Below are 18,244 nucleotides of genomic sequence, written 5' to 3' on the forward strand. Positions count from 1 at the left end.
GGTGAAATGATGCTAAAATGGATTAAAGAGTGGCACCGATTTATGAAATCTGGCGCATATAAAAATGAAAAATACCAAAAGCGTTATCATAAATGGCAGCAGGCAAATCAAAATCGTTATGGGAAGGGTGATCAGTACTATCAATATCATGGGAAACCCACAAATGATTTTCAACGCGGTTATGATCAAGCATGGCATGATAGTATAACCATGGAATATTTAGCATCACATAAATTGATGACTAAAATTTTTAAATTTTATCAAAACAAACGTTATAAAAGGGGAGTGGAATATAATAGTGGCTATGAATCATTCTTTAATAACGATTAAAACTAATGGAAGTGTGTTACTCAAACGGGTTACTATGATTCTTTCAACAACTGGGTTAGCTATGTTTATGTTTGTTTCACCAGCTGGTGAGGCTAAAACAACTAATGCCCCACTGGTTAGAACTTTACATAAGATCAATATCTACAGTCAAAAAAAGTTTAAAGATGCTAAATTACTGGGTTTTTATGCCAAAAACCAAAAAATTCCAATAATGAGGGTGGTTATAATTGGTGGAATGACCAGGTTTCAATTGTTGGATGGAAACTACATTACTGCAAATAAAAAATTTGTGGAATTAGTAAAATAATTTATGAGGAGCTAAAAAATGAATATTACAGATTATTTTCGAATGAGTCATTCGTCACAGCTGGTGTATATGATAGTCTTTGGGGTATTTTTCTGTATTTTTATGTACGGTGCGAGGCATTTGATTTATAGACATCGCAGGGTTCAAGTACAAAAAGCAATTAAAGAGGCTCCTGAGATTGCTAATAGCATGACAGCAGGACAAACCGTCGTAAAAAACTTAATTACAATTGATGACGAAAAAATTTCTGAATTTTTAGCACCATTTACTGCTGATAAATTCGATGTTCATATTAGTAATAAACGGATTGGAAACAATGAAAGTAACCATTTAATAACGGTTGTAAAAATTACGAAGAAGGTCCATCCAAGATAAGATTTTATTTAAATCAATTGGCGGTGTTTTTATATACAATTTTAATGCAATGTGTGATAATGAAGTTGTTTTAACTAGGTTGTGACTTGGAGGTCTTTAAATATGAATAAGAATAGATTACATAACTTAAAAAAGAGTAAGAATGGATTGGTTTTAGGAGCGGTCACCTTAGGGGTTTTAACGGTCGGATATATGGATAATCAATATTCAGTGAGTGTCCATGCTGATACTAATAGCGTTGCTAGTAGCAATGCGGGGTTAGCTTCAGTTGCTAGTTATGGACAGGCTAGTTTGGCCGTAGCAGAGGGGGCCTTATCTTCTGCTAGCTCAGTAATCTCGACTGCGCGGGATCAATTTGTTAATAACGCTAGTTTAATGAATGATTATACCGATAGGCTTAGCGATGCATTTGCAAATGCTACTACTGCTAATCAAAATAAGTATGCTAGTTTAGCTAATAGTGCAGTGGAACTTACCGATTATCGTGATTATAATAGTGAATATACTGATAGCTTTAATAGTGCTACTAGTGAGTATAATGCTGCTAATTCAGCTTTAAAAACGATTGTTGATCAATTTGAACAAATTACTAGCCAATCAAATGCTGCTTCGGTTTCCACTGCCAGCGCTGCTTCAGCTACTAACTCATTAATTTCTGAGGGTTCAACTCAAGCTAGTGTAGTTACTAGTGTGGCAAACTATACTAGTAGCATTGCTAGTCGTGTTCAATCCTATGCTGATGATTATAAAAAGACTGTAAAGTCACTATCTAATGATTTAGCTGTTAAGGCTAAAACCAATAAAAAGAGTGTGACGAATGCTAAAAAGGCCGTTAAAGATGCTAAAGCCCAGGTAAAAAAGGCTAAGGGGACTAAGGCTAAAAAGACTGCCCAAAAGGCGTTGAAAAAGGCTGAAGCTGCTCTTAAAAAACTTGAAAAATAAATAATTAATAATAAAAAATGACGCTCGGTAATTGTTTCCGAACGTCATTTTTTTGCCTAAGTCAGATAGGTGGGTATTTGTTATAAAGGACGGCATTTCATCAATAATTGCATGGTATAATATGGCTATTAATTTATCCCACAGGAGGGAATCTTTAATTGAGAAAAAAAGCGCTTCACTTCAATGATCAAGATGAGTTCAACATTATCCAAACCCAAATCGCTAAACGGCTGCAGGGCCACTGTGAATCGATATCCGCACGATTTGATCCAAATCAACAAATCGGAGTGATCAACCTATCCGTTTGGAATGATATGGATAATAACTTCGGATTTCAAGAGTCTCTTTCGATGCGGCAAGCAGACGATTTGATCTTATTGACAGATAACGGCGATGCATATTCGATCGTCAGCGATATTTATCGTGATCAACATGGTCATGACGTTGATCCAATCATTGTTAAACGAATCTATAGCAAATCGATCGCTCAGTATCAACAATCAAGTGGTACGCACCCGTACCTTAACGATGACGAAGCAATTCCAGAAATCGTATTTCCGTTTCAGAAGCTCACCGAAGTGGCTGGGGCCTTAGAGCAAATGAACACTGTTTACTTTTTACTTGCCCGTAACACAAGCCAAGCATAAATAATAAAAAAAGAACGTGATCTGACCCCTATAGGTTGGACTAATACTTTTTGCTAGGATATCAATCCCAAATATTGATTTGGTGATTGGTATCCTAGTTTTTCTTTTAATCTATTGTTATTGTAATCCTTAATCCATGTTTTCATCGCATTGATTAAGGATTTTTTGGTATCATAATGCGTATTCATCATTTCAATTTTCATGATATGGAAAAATGATTCCATTTGAGCATTATCTAAACATGTCCCCTTACGGGACATGGACTGAATAGCTTCATATTTGTTTAGTGTTTGAACCCAACTATGACTCTGGTATTGAATTCCTTGATCACTATGCACAATTGAATGCTTAACAGTGTTCTGGATTCTTTTTAGTGCCTGGTTCAACGGCTTTAATGTTAGTTCAACTGTTGGATGGCTGCTAATTCCATATGAAATGATTTTATCAGAATATAAATCCATCACTGGAGAAAGATAAACCCGATGGTTTATATCTTCATTTCCATATCTAAATTCACTTACATCTGTTGTTATCTTCTCTCCAAAATTATTAGATGAAAAATCACCATTTAAAACATTATCAGCAACATGGCCTACTTGGCCATGGTAAGAGTTATATTTACGTTTTCTTTTTCCAAATAGTTGGCACTGTAAACTGTATTTTTGCATAATTCTCTGGACTCTTTTGTGATTAACATGGTATCCATTATTGTTAAATAATGCTGTTATTCTTCTATAACCATAAGCAGGATGATCCTTAACAGCCTTTTTCACCTCAGTATCAAACTCATCATTTATTTTCGAAAGCGAAGCTTTTCTATGATGATAATAACTACTTTTAGGGAATGAAATTGATGATAATATTCTAGAAATTGCAACATCACTAAATTTTTTCACTAATAAATCAATACTTTCGTATTGATTATTAGTGCTTAGTAATTTTTCATAGGATAGTTTAATCGATAAAGCTAAATTTTGCTTTTTTAACAGTTTAATTTGCTTTACAGCGCTATTTGTGAGAACATTCTTTTGATGGGACTTACGTTTATTCATTAAATATAGGCTTCCATTCTCTAATCTCCGTTGCCATGTAAAGATGCTCGACGGAGATGCAATATTAAAATGAAGTGCTGTTTCTGGATACGACTTGTGGTAGAGGTGCATCCATTTCAGCACTTTTAATTTATACATATAAGAATATTCTTGATTATAATGTTTTGCAATAAGCGCTTTTTTACCAAATTTTTTATACGTCTTTACCCACGAGTAGATTGTTGCAACACCCTTAATGCCATATTTATGGTTCAACGTAGTTGATCCAACTCCAGAAAGGTATTCTAAAACAACTTTCAATCTAAATTCATAACTATATTTTGCCAAAATAAAGACCCCCGTATGCTGAACATTTTCTGTCCAACATACGGGGGTCTCTTCAACGTTTTGTGGTGCCGAACGTTCTTTTTTATAACCTAGTTAATATATGGCAAAATTGTAAGAACCATCGGATATTCGTATATAAATCTAGTGTAATTGGCATTAGTAATTAAAAAACAAGCTATACTAGGACTTCCTAGTGCAACTTGTTTTTAATTTCGCGTTCAATTCCATATTCTTCGTAGTAACTACGGTTATTCTTGATTTCCCCACTTGCGTATAAATTAATTTTGTGGCGAAGCCTGTGAATTGATTTGTTTAAGTTCGCCCGCTTCTCCAGCAGTGCTTGTTCCTGTTCCCGCAGCAATTCCTCTCTTTGCTTTAGGGTGGCATCACCCTTTTTGATCATTGCCACGTATTGCTGAAGTACTTTGACTGCCACTCCTGAATGTCTAAGGCAAACAATCATTTCAAACCATTGTTGTAAATCCGAATCATAATAACGATTACCATGTTCATTTCTAGGGACGTTGGGGATTAGTCCGATGCGCTCGTAGTAGCGAATTGTTTCGACGCTAACCCCATATTTTTGGCATAGTTGTGTAATTGATAGACTCAACTGATCACTTCCTTAATATTTATTATAGTAGCTGTAGTTAACTACATGTCAATTTTATTTATTTATTTATTCATTTGGGGTTGTGCTGGACCTCACTATAGGTGGTTTAATAGATAACGTTAACGATTACCAAAAGGAAGGAATTTCGATATTGAAAACATTAATTTTATTATTCCACCCCGATTTAGCACAATCACGCGTAAACAAAGCGTTAATTAAGGCGATTCGGGACGTAAATGACCCTAACGTTACCATTCGAGATGAGTACGCCGTTTATCCGAATGGCAATATTGACGTTCAAAAAGAACAACAACTTGCTGAGCAACATGACCGAATTGTATTCCAATTTCCAATCTATTGGTACAGCTCACCCAGCTTAATGAAGAAGTGGGAGGACTTGGTATTACTGCACGGTTGGGCATATGGATTAGCTGGAACGGTGTTGCACGGCAAACAACTGTCGTTAGCCGTTTCTACGGGCGCTCCTGCTGAAAATTATCACATTTACGGAGCATTCGGGCATACAATTGACGAAATGCTATCGCCGTTTAAGGCCACTAGCAACTTAATTGGGACCCATTTTACGAAGCCGTTTGTGACACAGGGAGTAATGCAGAGCTTAGACGACCAGCAACTTGCTACGCGGTCGGCAGAATACGCTAAATATATTATCGAAGGAGTGGATTAAAAATGAAGTTTATTGAAATTGCAACACCTAAAGCAGAACCATCTCAGTTGGATAAACAACAAATGAATCAGGTAATTGCTGAACACTTGGCATATCTGCGCAACCAATCCCAAATTGGCAATTTAGTGTTCGCTGGATCAACCATCGATAACGTGGGCGGGCTAATTGTATATCAAGCAGCGGATGAAGCTGCTGTTACTCCGTTAGTCCAAAATGATCCACTGTTTCAAGCAAATGCGATGAATATTCAAGTGCATCCGTTTAAAACGCTATCAGATTTAGAATAAATAAAATGACGTTCGAAAGTTACTTCCGAACGTCATTTTGCTTATTATTAACTATTTTTCAGCCTTTTTGAGGGTTGCCTTAGCTTTCTTAAGGGCCGCTTTAGCATGATCATATTTCTTTTTAGCATTTTGTTTTGCCTTTTTAGACTTATGCTTACTATCCTTTACATCTTGGGATGCTTTTTTAAGTGCCTTTTGAGCAGTTTTTACCTTTTGCTTAGCAGTTGTCACTTTATTACCATTGCTACTGGTTTGACCAGTACTGGAAGTGCTAGTTGATCCCGATGATTGGTCGCTAGAGCTAATTGTGGATGCGGTATCACTACTTGGATTGTCCGTTCGATTATTAATCTTATCAAGCGTTGTTTTAATTTTACTATCTTTTGGAATGATACCAGCTGATTCAAGGGCTAAAGCAGTCTGCATTACCTGAACATCGGCATCTGCATTGGGACTATGGGTACTATTATATTCCTCGATTTGTGAAATATAGTCTGGTAAATTATTAGTACCGTCGGCAACATCTTCTTCACCTAGTGTGCTAATTGTTACAACGTTTAGTGGCTGCATGGAGCTATCCTTTGCGTTGAATGTCATCGTGTCCATTTGGCCTACCCATCCGCCTGAATTAGGGCCAGTTAAATTGACCTGATTTTCATCTCTTATGTAAGGAGCCGTTGTAAATAAGAATTGTTGCTTAATGCTACTAACATTATTATAAACTTGCTGACCAGCATCAGTTAGGACAGCTCCTTCGATTGGATCAGATTGGACGTATTGAGCAGTTTGTGAATCTAGTGGTTTGAGTAAAATCCAAGCACCAGTACCGGCATGAGCAACAGTGGGGCTCAAAAAAGTATCGTTGACGGTATTTACTGCTGCAACTCCACCAGCAGAAAGGGTGGCTAATGTAGCTAGGTATATGATTGTCTTTTTCATTTAAGATCATCCTTTCGTTATTAATCTAAATTAGCATCAAAATTGATAACACACTTTATCTAACTTATTGTACATTATACACTAATCATTCCCAAATTGTTGCACCATAACATCTAATAGGTTGATCAACGGTTTAGTCAGCTGGCTTTCCTTTAGGGATACCAGCCCGATTCTGACTTTTAAAATGCTACTATTAATTTTTAATGGAACGATATTAGAATAATTCTTAGCGGTTAATACTGATTGGGGGATGAGGGCGATTGCGGCATCGTTTTGCTTAACAACGTTGATGCAGCTATCAAAACTACTCAGTTCAAATTGACAATTGGGAAACATTAATTGTTTTTGAAAGTATTGGTTGATTAGCTTTCGAAAGTAGAATTTACCACTGAGGGTGGCGATTTTTAATTTTGCAATCTCAGTCATCGAGATGGATGCATTACTACTGAGCGGACTCCCATCAGCAACTACGGCAATTACTTCATCGCTGAAAATGTATTGCGAAGTTAGTGATGGATCTTCAACTGGTAGAAATGTGACCTCGTTGGTTCAAAATGATCCGTTGTTTAAGGCCGATCTAATGAATATTCAGGTGCATCCATTTAAAACACTATCAGATTTAGGTTAAATAAAATGACGCTAGGGCAGGGTTCCCGAGCGTCATTTTTTGGTTAATTTATTGTTTATTTACAATTGAATATAGCTTAATGGCCAATGATAGTCTTTCGACTTCCTCTGGATTTTTAATACTGAGCTTTAATGTTTTTTCGACCTTTTTTAGTCGATAGACAGCGGTATTACGGTGTAAAAATAAGTTATCAGCGGCTTTGGATAGTGATTGATTTGCGATAAAGTACTGTTCTAATAGCTCAAGCAGTTGCTCAGACTCATTGGTCGGTAAGTTAAAAATGCCACTTAGGGTTGATTTAATGAACATATTCACTTCATTTTTAGGGATTAGACTTAAGATATCATCAACGTCATCGGGGCGAAATTCAACTGGGGTATCTGAATGATGACTTTTGGCTAGCTCTAATGCTTCTTTACATTCATTCATTAATTTTTGAAAATTGAATAATTGCTTTTGATAGCTAGTAAAACCGATCCTAATTTTGAAATCGCTGAAAGTATCAATAATAAAGTTCTCTAGCTTTTTTAATACTTCGGTTAAGTTACCATCTGTCTTAACTAATACAAAGATTTTAAAATCCCAGTTAATGACAACGATTGGAATTTCGATTTTTTGAAAATACCAATAAATATAGTCAACAATTTTATGCATTGCTGCTTGATGATTTCCGGTATCCACTGAATTAGCTTCATCAATTGCAAACGCTTGGTAGGAGTCATTAATATCCAAGTCTTTAAAGCTCAGGGTATTTTTAAAAACTTCTTTAGACATTTTTTTGGAAAGTAGGGTTTCGAAGAATTCACTTTTTCTTTGCCGTTCATCATTAATGTTAATGCCGACCTGCATGTTTTCCAAACTGAGGAGGTTCACCATATTATCAATTAATAGGTGCTGACCAGATCCATTAATGCTAGTTAAGTTAAAAATGACGAATCGACTCGTTAGTTTATTGACCGTTTTTAACGGGTAAATGACGTAATTATCTAAAACTCGTTTAGAGTTCTTGAGTTTTAATAACTCAATTTTTTCAGAAATGAATTGAAATAGTTGATCATTAACTAAAGCCGCTTTGTTTTTAGCTTTAAGACGACCAAAAGTGTCAATGATGAACACATCACATTTTAATAATTGGGAAATATGGTCCAGAATTTCATTGTCACTTCGTTCTGCCAAAATATATTTTGAAATATATAGAGAGTCATTCATAATTTGAGTTAATTCATCTGTTTGTTGCTGTAAAACGGCATGGAGCAAATTTCTTACAACGACTGATAGACTAACGCTGTCTGGTAATAAAAGGATTGGAAAGTGGGCCTGATTGGCAACTTCAATCACACTCTTTGGAATTTCATTGAAGTATCTGCGATCCTTAATGCCAATCGCAGCTGCCCCTCTTTGGCGCATTGCAATAATGAGCTCGTTTAATCCTTGTAGGTTATTAATGAAGTGATACCCAGTCGTTACCAATAACTGCCCCTTGACCACGTAGTCAATAATGTCAGGAGCTTCCATCATGCCCACCGTTGTTACGTTTGTAGATAGATCCGCATTCGCATTGATTAACTTAATTTTGCTAAATTGCGGACGGGCTAATAGTTCTGCTAGTTTCATATATAATCCCCACTTACATCTTTTAAAGATGAATTTGTATAAATTTACTAAAATCATACATTTAATTAGATGAAAATACAATGATAAAAATACATAAAACTGTAATAATTAACCTCATCAAATATTAAATTGTGAGATGATGTTTATGATTAATTCAGTGAAGAATAGCTCTTTGATGATATTACTAAATCAATTTAGCGAAATTGGTAAGGTATCGACCAATGGAGTTACTAGAAAGGTATATGACAGCCATTGGGTGAATGCCCAACTACAATATGCTAAACGTGCTAAACAGTACGGACTAAAAGTGTTTATGGATCAGATGGGAAACGTATATGCTTCTAATACTGATGATTTAACCAATAAAAAAGTTATCTTAACGGGCTCACATGTTGATACGGTTGAAAATGGCGGACGTTATGACGGAATATATGGCGACCTAGCTAGTTTGGTTTCAACTGGCGAATTATTTTTGAAAAATGGCGAATCACAAGTACCGATCGTTGCGGTATCATTTTCTGAAGAAGAGGGGTCAAGATTCGAAACGACTTTCTCAGGTTCTAAATTTACGACTAATCAATTTAATGAAAATGATTTATTACTTACTGATGAACATGGAATTGATTTTGAGACCGCTAGAAGTAAAGCCGTTTCAACTTTGAATAATTCAATTGATTTAGTAGATTCTAAACTGGACATTCAAGAGTATTTAGAGCTACATGTTGAACAGGGTCCGGTATTGGAAAACCGAGCCGTTAATATTGGAGTTGTTTCTGGAATCACGGGGCAAATTAGATTATTAGTAACCGTTATCGGTAGATCAAATCATGCGGGCACTACCCCGATGGATATGAGAGACGATGCTCTTAGGAGCACCACTAAATTGATGAGTCAGATTTACGATAGTCTTTCGCAAATTGATAGTCTGAGATTTACAATTGGTAAAATCAATGCTTATCCTAACGTTACGAATGTCATCCCTGGTAAGGTGGTATTTTCAATTGATATGCGTGATTTAGACCAATCCGTTTTAAGTTCAGCATTCCAACGAGTAAGTGATATTTGTAATTCTCAAAACGTAAAAATTGATATAACAACTAACGTAACACCATCAAAGATGGATCCTAAATTGATCGACGCAATCAATAAATCCACCAGTGAATTGAACTTAAGCGACTTATCGATTCCATCAGGAGCAGGGCATGATGCGCAGGTGCTTTCATACAAAGTTCCGACAGGGATGATTTTTGTTCCTAGCGTAAACGGGGTTAGCCATTCACCAGAGGAATTTACTGAGGCGAATGATCTTGAGAATGGATTGAATGTTTTAAAACGAACACTATATAAACTAGCATACTAGGGGGCAATTATTATGACATTAAAAATTACAGATAGATTAATTATGACACCAGGACCAACCATGGTAGACCCAAGGGTTTCCCAGGCAGCATCTAATCAAATTTTAGGGCAGTTTGATCCAGAATTTACTAAAATTATGAATGAAAATATGGAACTAATCAGAAAATCTTTTCAAACTAAGAACACCTGGGCATTTCCAATTGACGGAAGTTCTAGAGCAGGGATCGAAGCGGTTATCAGTTCCTTGGTGCAAAAAGGTGATAAAGTTTTGATTCCACGGTTCGGCAGATTCGGGAACCTAGCAGTCGAACTAGCCCGTAGAGCGGGAGCTGAAATAACCGTTATTGATGCGGAATGGGGACAAGTTTTTGATCAAGACCAAATCATTGAAAAAATGAACGAAGTTAAACCGAAGGCCATCCTGGTGGTTCATGGAGAGACATCAACTGGGAGATTACAACCATTGGATCAGGTAGGGCATGCAGCTAAGCAAGCGGGGGTATTTACCATTGTTGACTGTGTTGCTAGTTATATGGGAGTCAACATTCCAGTTGATGATTGGGAGTTAGATGCCGTAATTGGTGGAGCACAAAAATCATTATCAGCACCAGCGGGAATTACACCAATTACCTTTAACGACCGCTTTGCAGAAGCCATCTTGAAACGAAAACGTGTTGAAGAGGGGGTCGCAGATGACTCCTCAGATAAATCTGAAAACTACATCTTTTCTAACTACTTAGATTTAACCCAACTAATGGACTATTGGTCACCAGCAAGGTTAAACCACCATACTGAATCTACGATCATGAACTACGCTTTACATGAAGCGCTATCGATCGCGGTAAATGAAGAAGGGATTCAGAATCGGTTTGCGAACCAGTTGAAACACCAGACGGTCTTAAAGGAAGCATTACGGAAATTAGGGTTGACCATCTTTGGTGATGAAAAACATGAAATGCCTAACATGGTGGCCGTAGAGATTCCTAGTGGTGTTGATGGTGACCAATTCAGAGCGACCCTATTAGATGATTATGGGGTGGAAATTTCATCAAGCTTTGGGCCAATGAAGGGTAAGATTTGGCGAATTGGTTTGATGGGCTACGTTGCTCAGCAACACTATGTTCTACGTTTCTTGTCGATCTTTACCCACGTTTTAAAGGAATACGGGGTAACGATTGATGAGTCAGCAATGAACGAATACCTAAAACAAGCATATAAATAATTTAATTTGAAGGTGGGCAATCACATGATTGCCCACCTCTTTTTATATTAGAAAACAATTATAATATTTGTCATTTTTCATCAAAATAAATGCCAGCTTTGTATTTTATAACGAATAAATATGCATTGAATTAATATATCATGTATATAACATATTAATTTGTTAAAAACTATGAAGGGTGTGCTGTTTATGAAGTACGATACATTAATTTACAACGGTAAGATTGTCACGCCAAACGAAGTGTTCAACGGACAAATTGGGATTAAAAATGGAAAAATCGTAGCAATCGGAAGCGACCTAGATGGTCAAGCGACTGAAAAAATCAACGCTAATAATAACTACGTGCTGCCAGGGATGGTTGATGGCCATGTGCACATTAATGAACCTGGACGAGGAGATTGGGAAGATTATAACACTGGTAGTAAGGCATTAGCAGCTGGTGGGACAACTAGCATGATCGTAATGCCTTTGAATGCACTGCCTGCCAGAACCACTAGTGAAGAATTTAAAACGCATCGTGAGATTGCAGCTGATAAGTCTTACATTGACTTTGCTTTGTACGGTGGATTAGTACCTGGCAATATTGATGAAATTAGTAAGATGGCAAACGATGGTGCTGCATCATTTAAGGCTTTTATGGCAACGACAGGATCTGATATTCCAGGTGAATTTCACAATGTTGATGATTACGAATTATACCGTGGAATGCAAGCAATTCAGAAAACGGGTTTGAAGTTATTATTACATGCGGAAAATCCAGTATTAACCGATCGCTTTGCCGAAGAAAAAATTAGTCAAGGCAAAACACAGATTCAAGATTACGTTGATTCTAGACCGCCATTTGTAGAAGTCGAGGCCGTTAAAAGAGCGCTTTACTTCGGTAAATTGACTGGCTGTAAACTACACTTTGTGCATCTCTCAACAGGCGAATCAGTCAGAGAAGTTGTTAAGGCCCAAGAAGCTGGCCAGGATGTCACTTGTGAAACCTGTGTTCATTATTTAGTACTAACCCGTGACGACTTTGAAAAAATTGGCCCGCTTGCTAAGTGTTCGCCAGCATTGCGAAGCCAAGCAGTTCAAGATAGTTTATGGAATGAAGTCTTGAAGGGGCACGTAGATATGGTTACTTCTGATCACTCGCCTGCTCCTGAATCGATGAAGGAAAGCCCTGATAACAATATCTTTGATATTTGGGGTGGCATCAGCGGGGCGCAAAATAACGTTGATTTATTCTATGATATCGCTGTGAACAGTGGCAAGCTAAGCATCACCGAATTCTCTAAGTTGATTTCGGCTAATCCAGCTAAAATATTTGGACTGAAAGATAAGGGTACGATTGAAATTGGCAAGGATGCCGATATCACCTTCCTTGACCCGACTCAATCATATACCTTACAAAAATCAGACCTTTACTACAAAAATAAAATTTCTGCATATGAAGGATTTAAGATCAACTGTCGAATTACTAAAACGCTTCTTAGAGGTAAGACCATCTTTGACCTAGCAAATGGTTTTGATGATCAACCAACTGGTAAATTTTTAACTAATGATAGCGTTTTAAGAAAAGCAACGGAATAAAAAGGAGGAACTGCCAATGCAAAGTGTAGCAATCGAAAAAGAACCGCAACCACAAGCTCAATCAGATATTTCCGCAGATTTATTACCGATTCAAAATAGTAAAAGAAAAATTGGACGGCTGGCTTATATGTCAATGTGGCTAGGGGATGGCTTTAACATCGGAAACATTACCCTAGGTTCATCGATAGTGGTTGCTGGAGTAGCAACGATGAACCTATTTCAAACGTTATTAGCAGCTGCAATTGCAATTGTAATTGTTTCAATTATCTTTGCTTTTAATGATCGCTTTGGGTATCAGACTGGTGCTCCCTATGTAATGCAATTAAGATTATCATTTGGTCGGAATGGTGCTAAATTTTCTAGCTTATTTAGAGGGATTCCAGCGATCGTTTGGTATGGTTTTCAAAGTTGGACAGGGGCGTTAGCGTTAAATGAAATCGCTAAGATCTTAACTGGCAACGAATTCAATAATACTGGGATCTGTTTTGTGGGATTGATGATTGTACAATTAGCGTTATCCCTTCGCGGATTCCAATCAATCAAGACGGTAACTTCCGTGATTTCAGTTATTATGATGATCTCATTGACTGGATTATTCATCGTATTGTTAGCCAACCATGGGAGTATGATTAGCCAGAACTTAGTTCATGCTAAGGGTTCTTGGGGATTAACGTTCTTTGGCTTTATCGTTGCATTCTTAGGTAACTATACAGCGATCTTTGAATCGGCTGCTGATTACTCTAGAGAGTTAAAGCCAGGGCTTAGTAATGGAAAAAGAGGGATTTTATACTTTTTGCCAATTGCATTTTCATATGGGATTACCCTATTAACTGGGGCAATGTTGGCAGCCGTTACTAAAATTTCTAGTCCCGTAAACGCGATGGCACAAATTTTTAATAACAACTTAATCACAATCTTTGTTTCGATCTTCATTGTTTTAGGAGTAATTACAACGAATGCGGTTGCTAATATTATCCCACCAACCTACGTGTTGACTTCCATCTTCAAACTACCTAAGAAATTATCGTTAGCAATCATTACCTTATTATCAGTGTTTACCTTTCCATGGTTGTTGGTTAAGGACTCATCATCAGCTGGTTTAACGATGTTTATCCATGCTTACTCGATTTTCTTAGGACCAATGACAGCGATTATTTTGATCGAATACTATATTGAAAGAAAACAAGTCGTTGATCTCAAGGAATTGTACAGTAATCAATTGAGAAAGAATAACTGGCGTGCATTTGCAGCATTATTTATTGGGGCCATCGTTGCCTTAGTTCAGTTTGATCTTTCATGGTTGATCGGGTTCTTTGTATCAGCATTGGTATACCTATTTCTTAACAGAAATCGCCAGGCAGCTGTTAATAATCAATAGTTAATGATTCAAAAATTAACAATCTGATTGCTCTTACTCATTTTATAATTTGATTAACATATTTAAATCGTAGCTTAAAAAAAACGAACTGTTTTAGACGGTTCGTTTTTTTTTAGTGAAAAGTTATACTTAATTTTAGCAATAATTAACTTTTAAAGATTACAATGTAAGTATTATTAAAATGAAATCTAATTTAGGAGTTGACCGATATGTTAAAAAAAATAAGCGTTTTATTAATATCAATCGCCGTTTTATTGGCGGTAGTGATCGAAGGCTATACCGTCTTTTTCGATAAGAAGAACCAAACAGCGGCTACTAATGGCCAGTCACAAACCGTTAGTCAGAATAACACCAGTAGCCAAAGCGCCGGCAGTGCTAGTAATTCTAGCAGCGCTAACAGTGGGAAGTTCAAAAACGGGACCTACACTGGGGCATCGACCGAAACACAATACGGTGATGTTCAAGTGCAAATTAAGGTGCAAAATGGCAAAATTAGTCAAGTAACCGTCCTAAAGCATCCTGAGGGTGGCAAGTCTAGTGAAATTAATGAACAAGCGATTCCAATCTATACTAAGGAAGCTTTACAACAACAAAGTGCTGAGATTAGTCAGGTCTCTGGGGCAACCGTCACTTACGGTGGCTTCACCGGATCCCTTCAAGACGCAATTACAAAAGCGGAGAAATAAAATATGGAAACTAAGATTAAATCAGTCGTAATTGAATCAATGACGATTCCATTTGTGATTAGCATTGCGGGCAGCGATGAAGCAGTCCTGCAAGCCCAACTTCAAAAGTTAATGCAGCCCGTGAAGTTAGAATTAGAACGGATTAATCAACGTTACTCGACTTACTTAGCAGATTCGTTAGTAAGTAACTTTAGGAATGGTCAAGATGAGCTTTTAAACCAAGATGCAGAGTTTAAGTCTGTTTATGAAGCCTGCCTAAAGGCGCAACGCGACACCAACGGCTACTTTAATCCGTTCGATGATGCTAAGCGCTTCGAACCACTCGGCTACGTTAAGGGGTGGGCGATCGAAATGATATTTCAAAAGTTGATCCGCCCCTGCTTGGATTTACCGACTGTAAGCGGAGTGTGTTTCAACGGCGGTGGGGATTTACAATTTGCCAGTAGCGGTGATTTTAAATGGAATATTGGGATTGAAGATCCTACAGATCTGACAGAGTTAGTTGCTAGTTATCAATTGGCGAATGGTGGGATGGCAACTTCCGGTTACAGTAAACGGGGCCACCATATCCGCATTAACGGAGTAGCTGATTTACTGCAGGTCACCGTATTTGCTGATTCGTTGACCCGTTCTGACGTCTGGGCGACCGCCGGTTTGGCGGCAGGCGCAGCGGCGTTTCGGGAACTAATTCGCAAGCACCGCTTGACGGGCTGTTTTTTAGATCAAGCGCATCACTTAAGTTACTTTAATGGAGGAGAAATAATTGATGTTAAACAATAATCGATACCTGTTAGGGCTATCATGGATGGTAGCCATCGTTTTGATTCCCTTTCCGTTTGTTCAAACGCTGAGTGCGGGACTCCCGGCGTTATATAATCATGATAAAACGATGATCTTATTTGGGACGATCGCTTATTCGTGGATGCTGCTTTCGATGTATATTTCAACGCGGCCCAAGTGGTTGGACCGGTTGATCAGACTCCCCAATGCGTACATGATCCACGGAATCATTAGTTTAGCTGCGATCGTGTTGGCGTACCTGCATAAAAGCAACCTACAATCGGACGGCCTGATCAAATTAACTGGTGATTGGGCGTTATACCTATTCATCGGGTTGGCTATTTACTCAATGGTGTTCATGGCGGGCTGGTTAACCAGTCGGCTGCCGATTCTGTTATGGATCAAAAAGCACTTGGAGCACATTTTCAAACACGAAGTCTCAGTTTTAATCCACCGTTTAAACGTCGTCGCAACTGGGTTGGTATTCATCCACGTCCTTTTGATCCCCTACATTCGCCAGATTGTTCCATTTACGGTGTTATTCGTGGCGGCATCATTATTTGTATTTGGCTCGTATGCAATGACGTTCGTTCATAAAAAACGGGCCACTGCTACTTTGGTTGATAATGTTGAGATTAAGCCGAACGTAAGACAGTTGACGATCCAATCTAAGCACCATTTAAATATTTATCCAGGTGACTTTGTGTTTGCCTCATTTCCAGAAATTCGATTCATGAAGGAACCGCACCCATTTTCGATCGTCAACGCGCCAGATGATAGTAATAAGATTGTTTTAGCCATTCGGGGCGACGGTGATTTTACCCAAGAATTAGCTCAGGTGCCACTGGATGCGAAAGTCGTGATCAACGGCGGTTTTGGGATGTATCAGTCGATTATTAATGAAAACCATCCCGATAACCTGTTGATTGTTGCGGGGGGAATTGGGATCGTACCGTTACTTTCAGTGGTGGATGGGAATCCGAACCTCAATACGACCGTTTTTTACAACGCCAGCCATGAAAATAACCTATTATATCCAGAAAAATTTAAACAATGGCAAAAGCGGAATAATTTCCAATCGTTCCAACAGGTCGGGCGGTTCAACCAGACTGAAATCGCAGCGCATTTACCTAAGGATAAGCATAAAACGGTCGTTTTGATCGGGGGGCCTGATAAGATGGGCAGTTATTGGATTAAGAGTTTGCAGCAGTTAGGGATTCGCCGCTCGAAAATATATTACGAAAAATTTTCATGGTAATAAAACAACCAGCCATAATTGGCTGGTTGTTTTATTATCGTTTGATTTTAGGGACTCTAATTATCCTCATTTTTTACGTATTCAACGTATTCTTTGGCCCGCTTCTCTAATTGATCATCACTCAAGTTTTGCATAACGCCGGTGGTAATGAATGGTTTAGTGAACTTAGCGTCAACGAAATTACTGGTGGCCATAAATGGTGCCAAGATCTCATCGATAGTGTGGCCGAATGCCCCGTATTGATGGTATTTGTCATCTGGGGAACCAGCGGAGACTGCGATCGACATTTGCTTGCCGCGCAGTGAATCGCCATCTGATCCATATGCCCAACCGTATAGAAGGACTAGGTCTTCCCATTTCTTTAGTAGACTGGGCGAGCTATACCAGTATAGTGGGAATTGAAAGATAATGCGGTCGTGTTCTTCGACTAGCTTTTGTTCGTATTCAACGTCAATGTTACCATCTGGATAAACGGCATACTCGTCTCTAACCGTTACGTTCGGCACGTCCTGGGATTTTAGCTCCTCAAGCAACCGTTTATTTACGCGTGATTCTGCAATATTGGGATGAAATAATAGGATTAATGTTTTCATTATTAATCAACCTTTCCAAAAATTTTATTAGCTACCTACTATTAAACCATTGATAGTAGGGTGTAAGGCAAGTAAAATGCATTAAAAATGTTTTTATCCCTAAATCCTGATATGCTAAGGTTAATTAATTAATAAGGGATGACATTAAAATGAAACTATTTATTGCGTGGTTAGGGTTCTTAGGAGACTGGTTGTTATTTGTGTTCCCGCTCTTTCAAGGGATCTTAGACGTCACAGAGGGTAGCGAGATGTTAACAAAGGGTAACGCCACTGGCAAAAAACGGAGTGCACGTTTCGCCAGTCTAATGTGGCTATTGCCACCCATTAAAATTATGCTGGAAAGAAAACGGTTTCGGCAAATTTCCAGGGCGGCTTTGAACCACAATGTAGACTTTGATAAGGTTTATCGGAAACTAAACCTTGCGACCGCATGGGTCTATGTTTCACTAGCTGGGGTGTTAAACGGCGTCGTTGCGACGGAAGATCTGTTAGAACAATACGGCTATGGTGATAATTGGTGGCTTTTGTTAGGCGCTAGTTTCTTGATCATTTTTAGTGGAATCCAAGTTATTAGATACTATGCTAGCCCTGATCGCAAGCAACGCTTTTTTGATGAACTCAATTAATAACGGGGGCTGTAC

22 protein-coding genes are annotated in these 18,244 nt (G+C 38.1%); 16 read left to right on the forward strand and 6 right to left on the reverse strand.

Annotated elements, in window-relative coordinates; genetic code table 11:
- Positions 1 to 9: 9 nt before the first annotated feature.
- The 5 genes from ACSYTJ_RS07980 (at position 10) to ACSYTJ_RS08000 (ending at position 2,601) form a co-directional block, all read left to right on the forward strand.
- Complete coding sequence (locus ACSYTJ_RS07980) at positions 10 to 330, forward strand: hypothetical protein (RefSeq protein ID WP_491720297.1); 321 nt, start codon at positions 10 to 12, stop codon at positions 328 to 330.
- Positions 305 to 637: a DUF5776 domain-containing protein gene (locus ACSYTJ_RS07985; protein WP_491720452.1), complete on the forward strand. Its 333-nt coding sequence runs from the start codon at positions 305 to 307 to the stop codon at positions 635 to 637. Before ACSYTJ_RS07980 ends, ACSYTJ_RS07985 begins: the two co-directional genes overlap by 26 nt.
- Before the next feature lie 18 nt (positions 638 to 655).
- A complete protein-coding gene (locus ACSYTJ_RS07990; RefSeq protein WP_491720298.1) occupies positions 656 to 1,012 on the forward strand; it encodes a hypothetical protein in 357 nt (118 codons plus the stop codon).
- A 102-nt stretch (positions 1,013 to 1,114) separates the two neighbouring features.
- Positions 1,115 to 1,954, forward strand: a complete 840-nt coding sequence (locus ACSYTJ_RS07995; protein ID WP_491720299.1) for a hypothetical protein — start codon at positions 1,115 to 1,117, stop codon at positions 1,952 to 1,954.
- A gap of 158 nt (positions 1,955 to 2,112) precedes the next feature.
- The gene (locus ACSYTJ_RS08000; RefSeq protein ID WP_491720300.1) at positions 2,113 to 2,601 is read left to right on the forward strand and encodes a hypothetical protein; all 489 of its coding nucleotides are present in this window, start codon (positions 2,113 to 2,115) and stop codon (positions 2,599 to 2,601) included.
- 53 nt (positions 2,602 to 2,654) lie between these two features.
- On the opposite strand, the gene ACSYTJ_RS08005 is transcribed toward ACSYTJ_RS08000, so the two are convergent.
- Both ACSYTJ_RS08005 and ACSYTJ_RS08010 read right to left on the reverse strand, forming a co-directional pair.
- The gene (locus ACSYTJ_RS08005; protein ID WP_491719859.1) at positions 2,655 to 3,980 is read right to left on the reverse strand and encodes an IS3 family transposase; all 1,326 of its coding nucleotides are present in this window, start codon (positions 3,978 to 3,980) and stop codon (positions 2,655 to 2,657) included.
- 190 nt (positions 3,981 to 4,170) lie between these two features.
- Positions 4,171 to 4,593 (reverse strand): MerR family transcriptional regulator, encoded by a 423-nt coding sequence (locus ACSYTJ_RS08010; protein ID WP_491720301.1) that lies wholly within the window; start codon positions 4,591 to 4,593, stop codon positions 4,171 to 4,173.
- A gap of 151 nt (positions 4,594 to 4,744) precedes the next feature.
- Here ACSYTJ_RS08010 and ACSYTJ_RS08015 point away from each other — a divergent pair, with 151 nt between their 5' ends.
- Together ACSYTJ_RS08015 and ACSYTJ_RS08020 are read left to right on the forward strand one after the other, a co-directional pair.
- Complete coding sequence (locus ACSYTJ_RS08015; protein ID WP_491720302.1) at positions 4,745 to 5,281, forward strand: NAD(P)H-dependent oxidoreductase; 537 nt, start codon at positions 4,745 to 4,747, stop codon at positions 5,279 to 5,281.
- A 2-nt stretch (positions 5,282 to 5,283) separates the two neighbouring features.
- Positions 5,284 to 5,568 carry a YciI family protein gene (locus ACSYTJ_RS08020; protein ID WP_491717529.1) on the forward strand — a complete coding sequence of 95 codons (285 nt, stop codon included), beginning with the start codon at positions 5,284 to 5,286 and terminating at the stop codon, positions 5,566 to 5,568.
- Positions 5,569 to 5,619: 51 nt separating this feature from the next.
- On the opposite strand, the gene ACSYTJ_RS08025 is transcribed toward ACSYTJ_RS08020, so the two are convergent.
- Both ACSYTJ_RS08025 and ACSYTJ_RS08030 read right to left on the reverse strand, forming a co-directional pair.
- Positions 5,620 to 6,507: a hypothetical protein gene (locus ACSYTJ_RS08025; RefSeq protein WP_491717528.1), complete on the reverse strand. Its 888-nt coding sequence runs from the start codon at positions 6,505 to 6,507 to the stop codon at positions 5,620 to 5,622.
- An 81-nt stretch (positions 6,508 to 6,588) separates the two neighbouring features.
- Entirely contained in the window at positions 6,589 to 7,002 is a 414-nt protein-coding gene (locus tag ACSYTJ_RS08030) for a LysR family transcriptional regulator substrate-binding protein (RefSeq protein WP_491720453.1), read from the reverse strand.
- Here ACSYTJ_RS08030 and ACSYTJ_RS08035 point away from each other — a divergent pair.
- Positions 6,938 to 7,135, forward strand: a complete 198-nt coding sequence (locus ACSYTJ_RS08035) for a hypothetical protein (protein ID WP_491720303.1) — start codon at positions 6,938 to 6,940, stop codon at positions 7,133 to 7,135. The two genes, ACSYTJ_RS08030 and ACSYTJ_RS08035, sit on opposite strands and share 65 nt — an antisense overlap.
- Before the next feature lie 48 nt (positions 7,136 to 7,183).
- Here the strand turns inward: ACSYTJ_RS08035 and ACSYTJ_RS08040 are convergent, their stop codons facing one another.
- Positions 7,184 to 8,749, reverse strand: a complete 1,566-nt coding sequence (locus ACSYTJ_RS08040; RefSeq protein ID WP_491720304.1) for a PucR family transcriptional regulator — start codon at positions 8,747 to 8,749, stop codon at positions 7,184 to 7,186.
- Between the two features lie 145 nt (positions 8,750 to 8,894).
- On the opposite strand from ACSYTJ_RS08040, the gene ACSYTJ_RS08045 reads away from it, so the two are divergent.
- From ACSYTJ_RS08045 to ACSYTJ_RS08075, 7 genes are all read left to right on the forward strand, one after another.
- Positions 8,895 to 10,109: a M20 family metallo-hydrolase gene (locus ACSYTJ_RS08045; RefSeq protein ID WP_491720305.1), complete on the forward strand. Its 1,215-nt coding sequence runs from the start codon at positions 8,895 to 8,897 to the stop codon at positions 10,107 to 10,109.
- 12 nt (positions 10,110 to 10,121) lie between these two features.
- Positions 10,122 to 11,330: a pyridoxal-phosphate-dependent aminotransferase family protein gene (locus ACSYTJ_RS08050; RefSeq protein ID WP_491720306.1), complete on the forward strand. Its 1,209-nt coding sequence runs from the start codon at positions 10,122 to 10,124 to the stop codon at positions 11,328 to 11,330.
- 189 nt (positions 11,331 to 11,519) lie between these two features.
- Positions 11,520 to 12,908, forward strand: coding sequence for an allantoinase AllB (gene allB / locus ACSYTJ_RS08055; protein WP_491720307.1), 1,389 nt, complete (start codon positions 11,520 to 11,522; stop codon positions 12,906 to 12,908).
- 16 nt (positions 12,909 to 12,924) lie between these two features.
- Positions 12,925 to 14,286 carry an NCS1 family transporter gene (locus ACSYTJ_RS08060; protein WP_491717522.1) on the forward strand — a complete coding sequence of 454 codons (1,362 nt, stop codon included), beginning with the start codon at positions 12,925 to 12,927 and terminating at the stop codon, positions 14,284 to 14,286.
- A gap of 209 nt (positions 14,287 to 14,495) precedes the next feature.
- Complete coding sequence (locus ACSYTJ_RS08065; RefSeq protein WP_491717521.1) at positions 14,496 to 14,972, forward strand: FMN-binding protein; 477 nt, start codon at positions 14,496 to 14,498, stop codon at positions 14,970 to 14,972.
- Between the two features lie 3 nt (positions 14,973 to 14,975).
- On the forward strand, positions 14,976 to 15,752 hold the full coding sequence (locus tag ACSYTJ_RS08070; protein WP_491720308.1) for an FAD:protein FMN transferase: 777 nt from the start codon (positions 14,976 to 14,978) through the stop codon (positions 15,750 to 15,752).
- Positions 15,739 to 17,010, forward strand: a complete 1,272-nt coding sequence (locus ACSYTJ_RS08075) for a ferric reductase-like transmembrane domain-containing protein (RefSeq protein ID WP_491720309.1) — start codon at positions 15,739 to 15,741, stop codon at positions 17,008 to 17,010. The genes ACSYTJ_RS08070 and ACSYTJ_RS08075 overlap by 14 nt, the downstream gene beginning before the upstream one ends.
- A 56-nt stretch (positions 17,011 to 17,066) precedes the next feature.
- On the opposite strand, the gene ACSYTJ_RS08080 is transcribed toward ACSYTJ_RS08075, so the two are convergent.
- Positions 17,067 to 17,603, reverse strand: a complete 537-nt coding sequence (locus tag ACSYTJ_RS08080) for an NAD(P)H-dependent oxidoreductase (RefSeq protein ID WP_491720310.1) — start codon at positions 17,601 to 17,603, stop codon at positions 17,067 to 17,069.
- Between the two features lie 149 nt (positions 17,604 to 17,752).
- On the opposite strand from ACSYTJ_RS08080, the gene ACSYTJ_RS08085 reads away from it, so the two are divergent.
- Positions 17,753 to 18,229, forward strand: a complete 477-nt coding sequence (locus tag ACSYTJ_RS08085; RefSeq protein WP_491717517.1) for a hypothetical protein — start codon at positions 17,753 to 17,755, stop codon at positions 18,227 to 18,229.
- Positions 18,230 to 18,244 lie beyond the last annotated feature (15 nt).

Source organism: Nicoliella sp. ESL1113, from assembly GCF_058509245.1.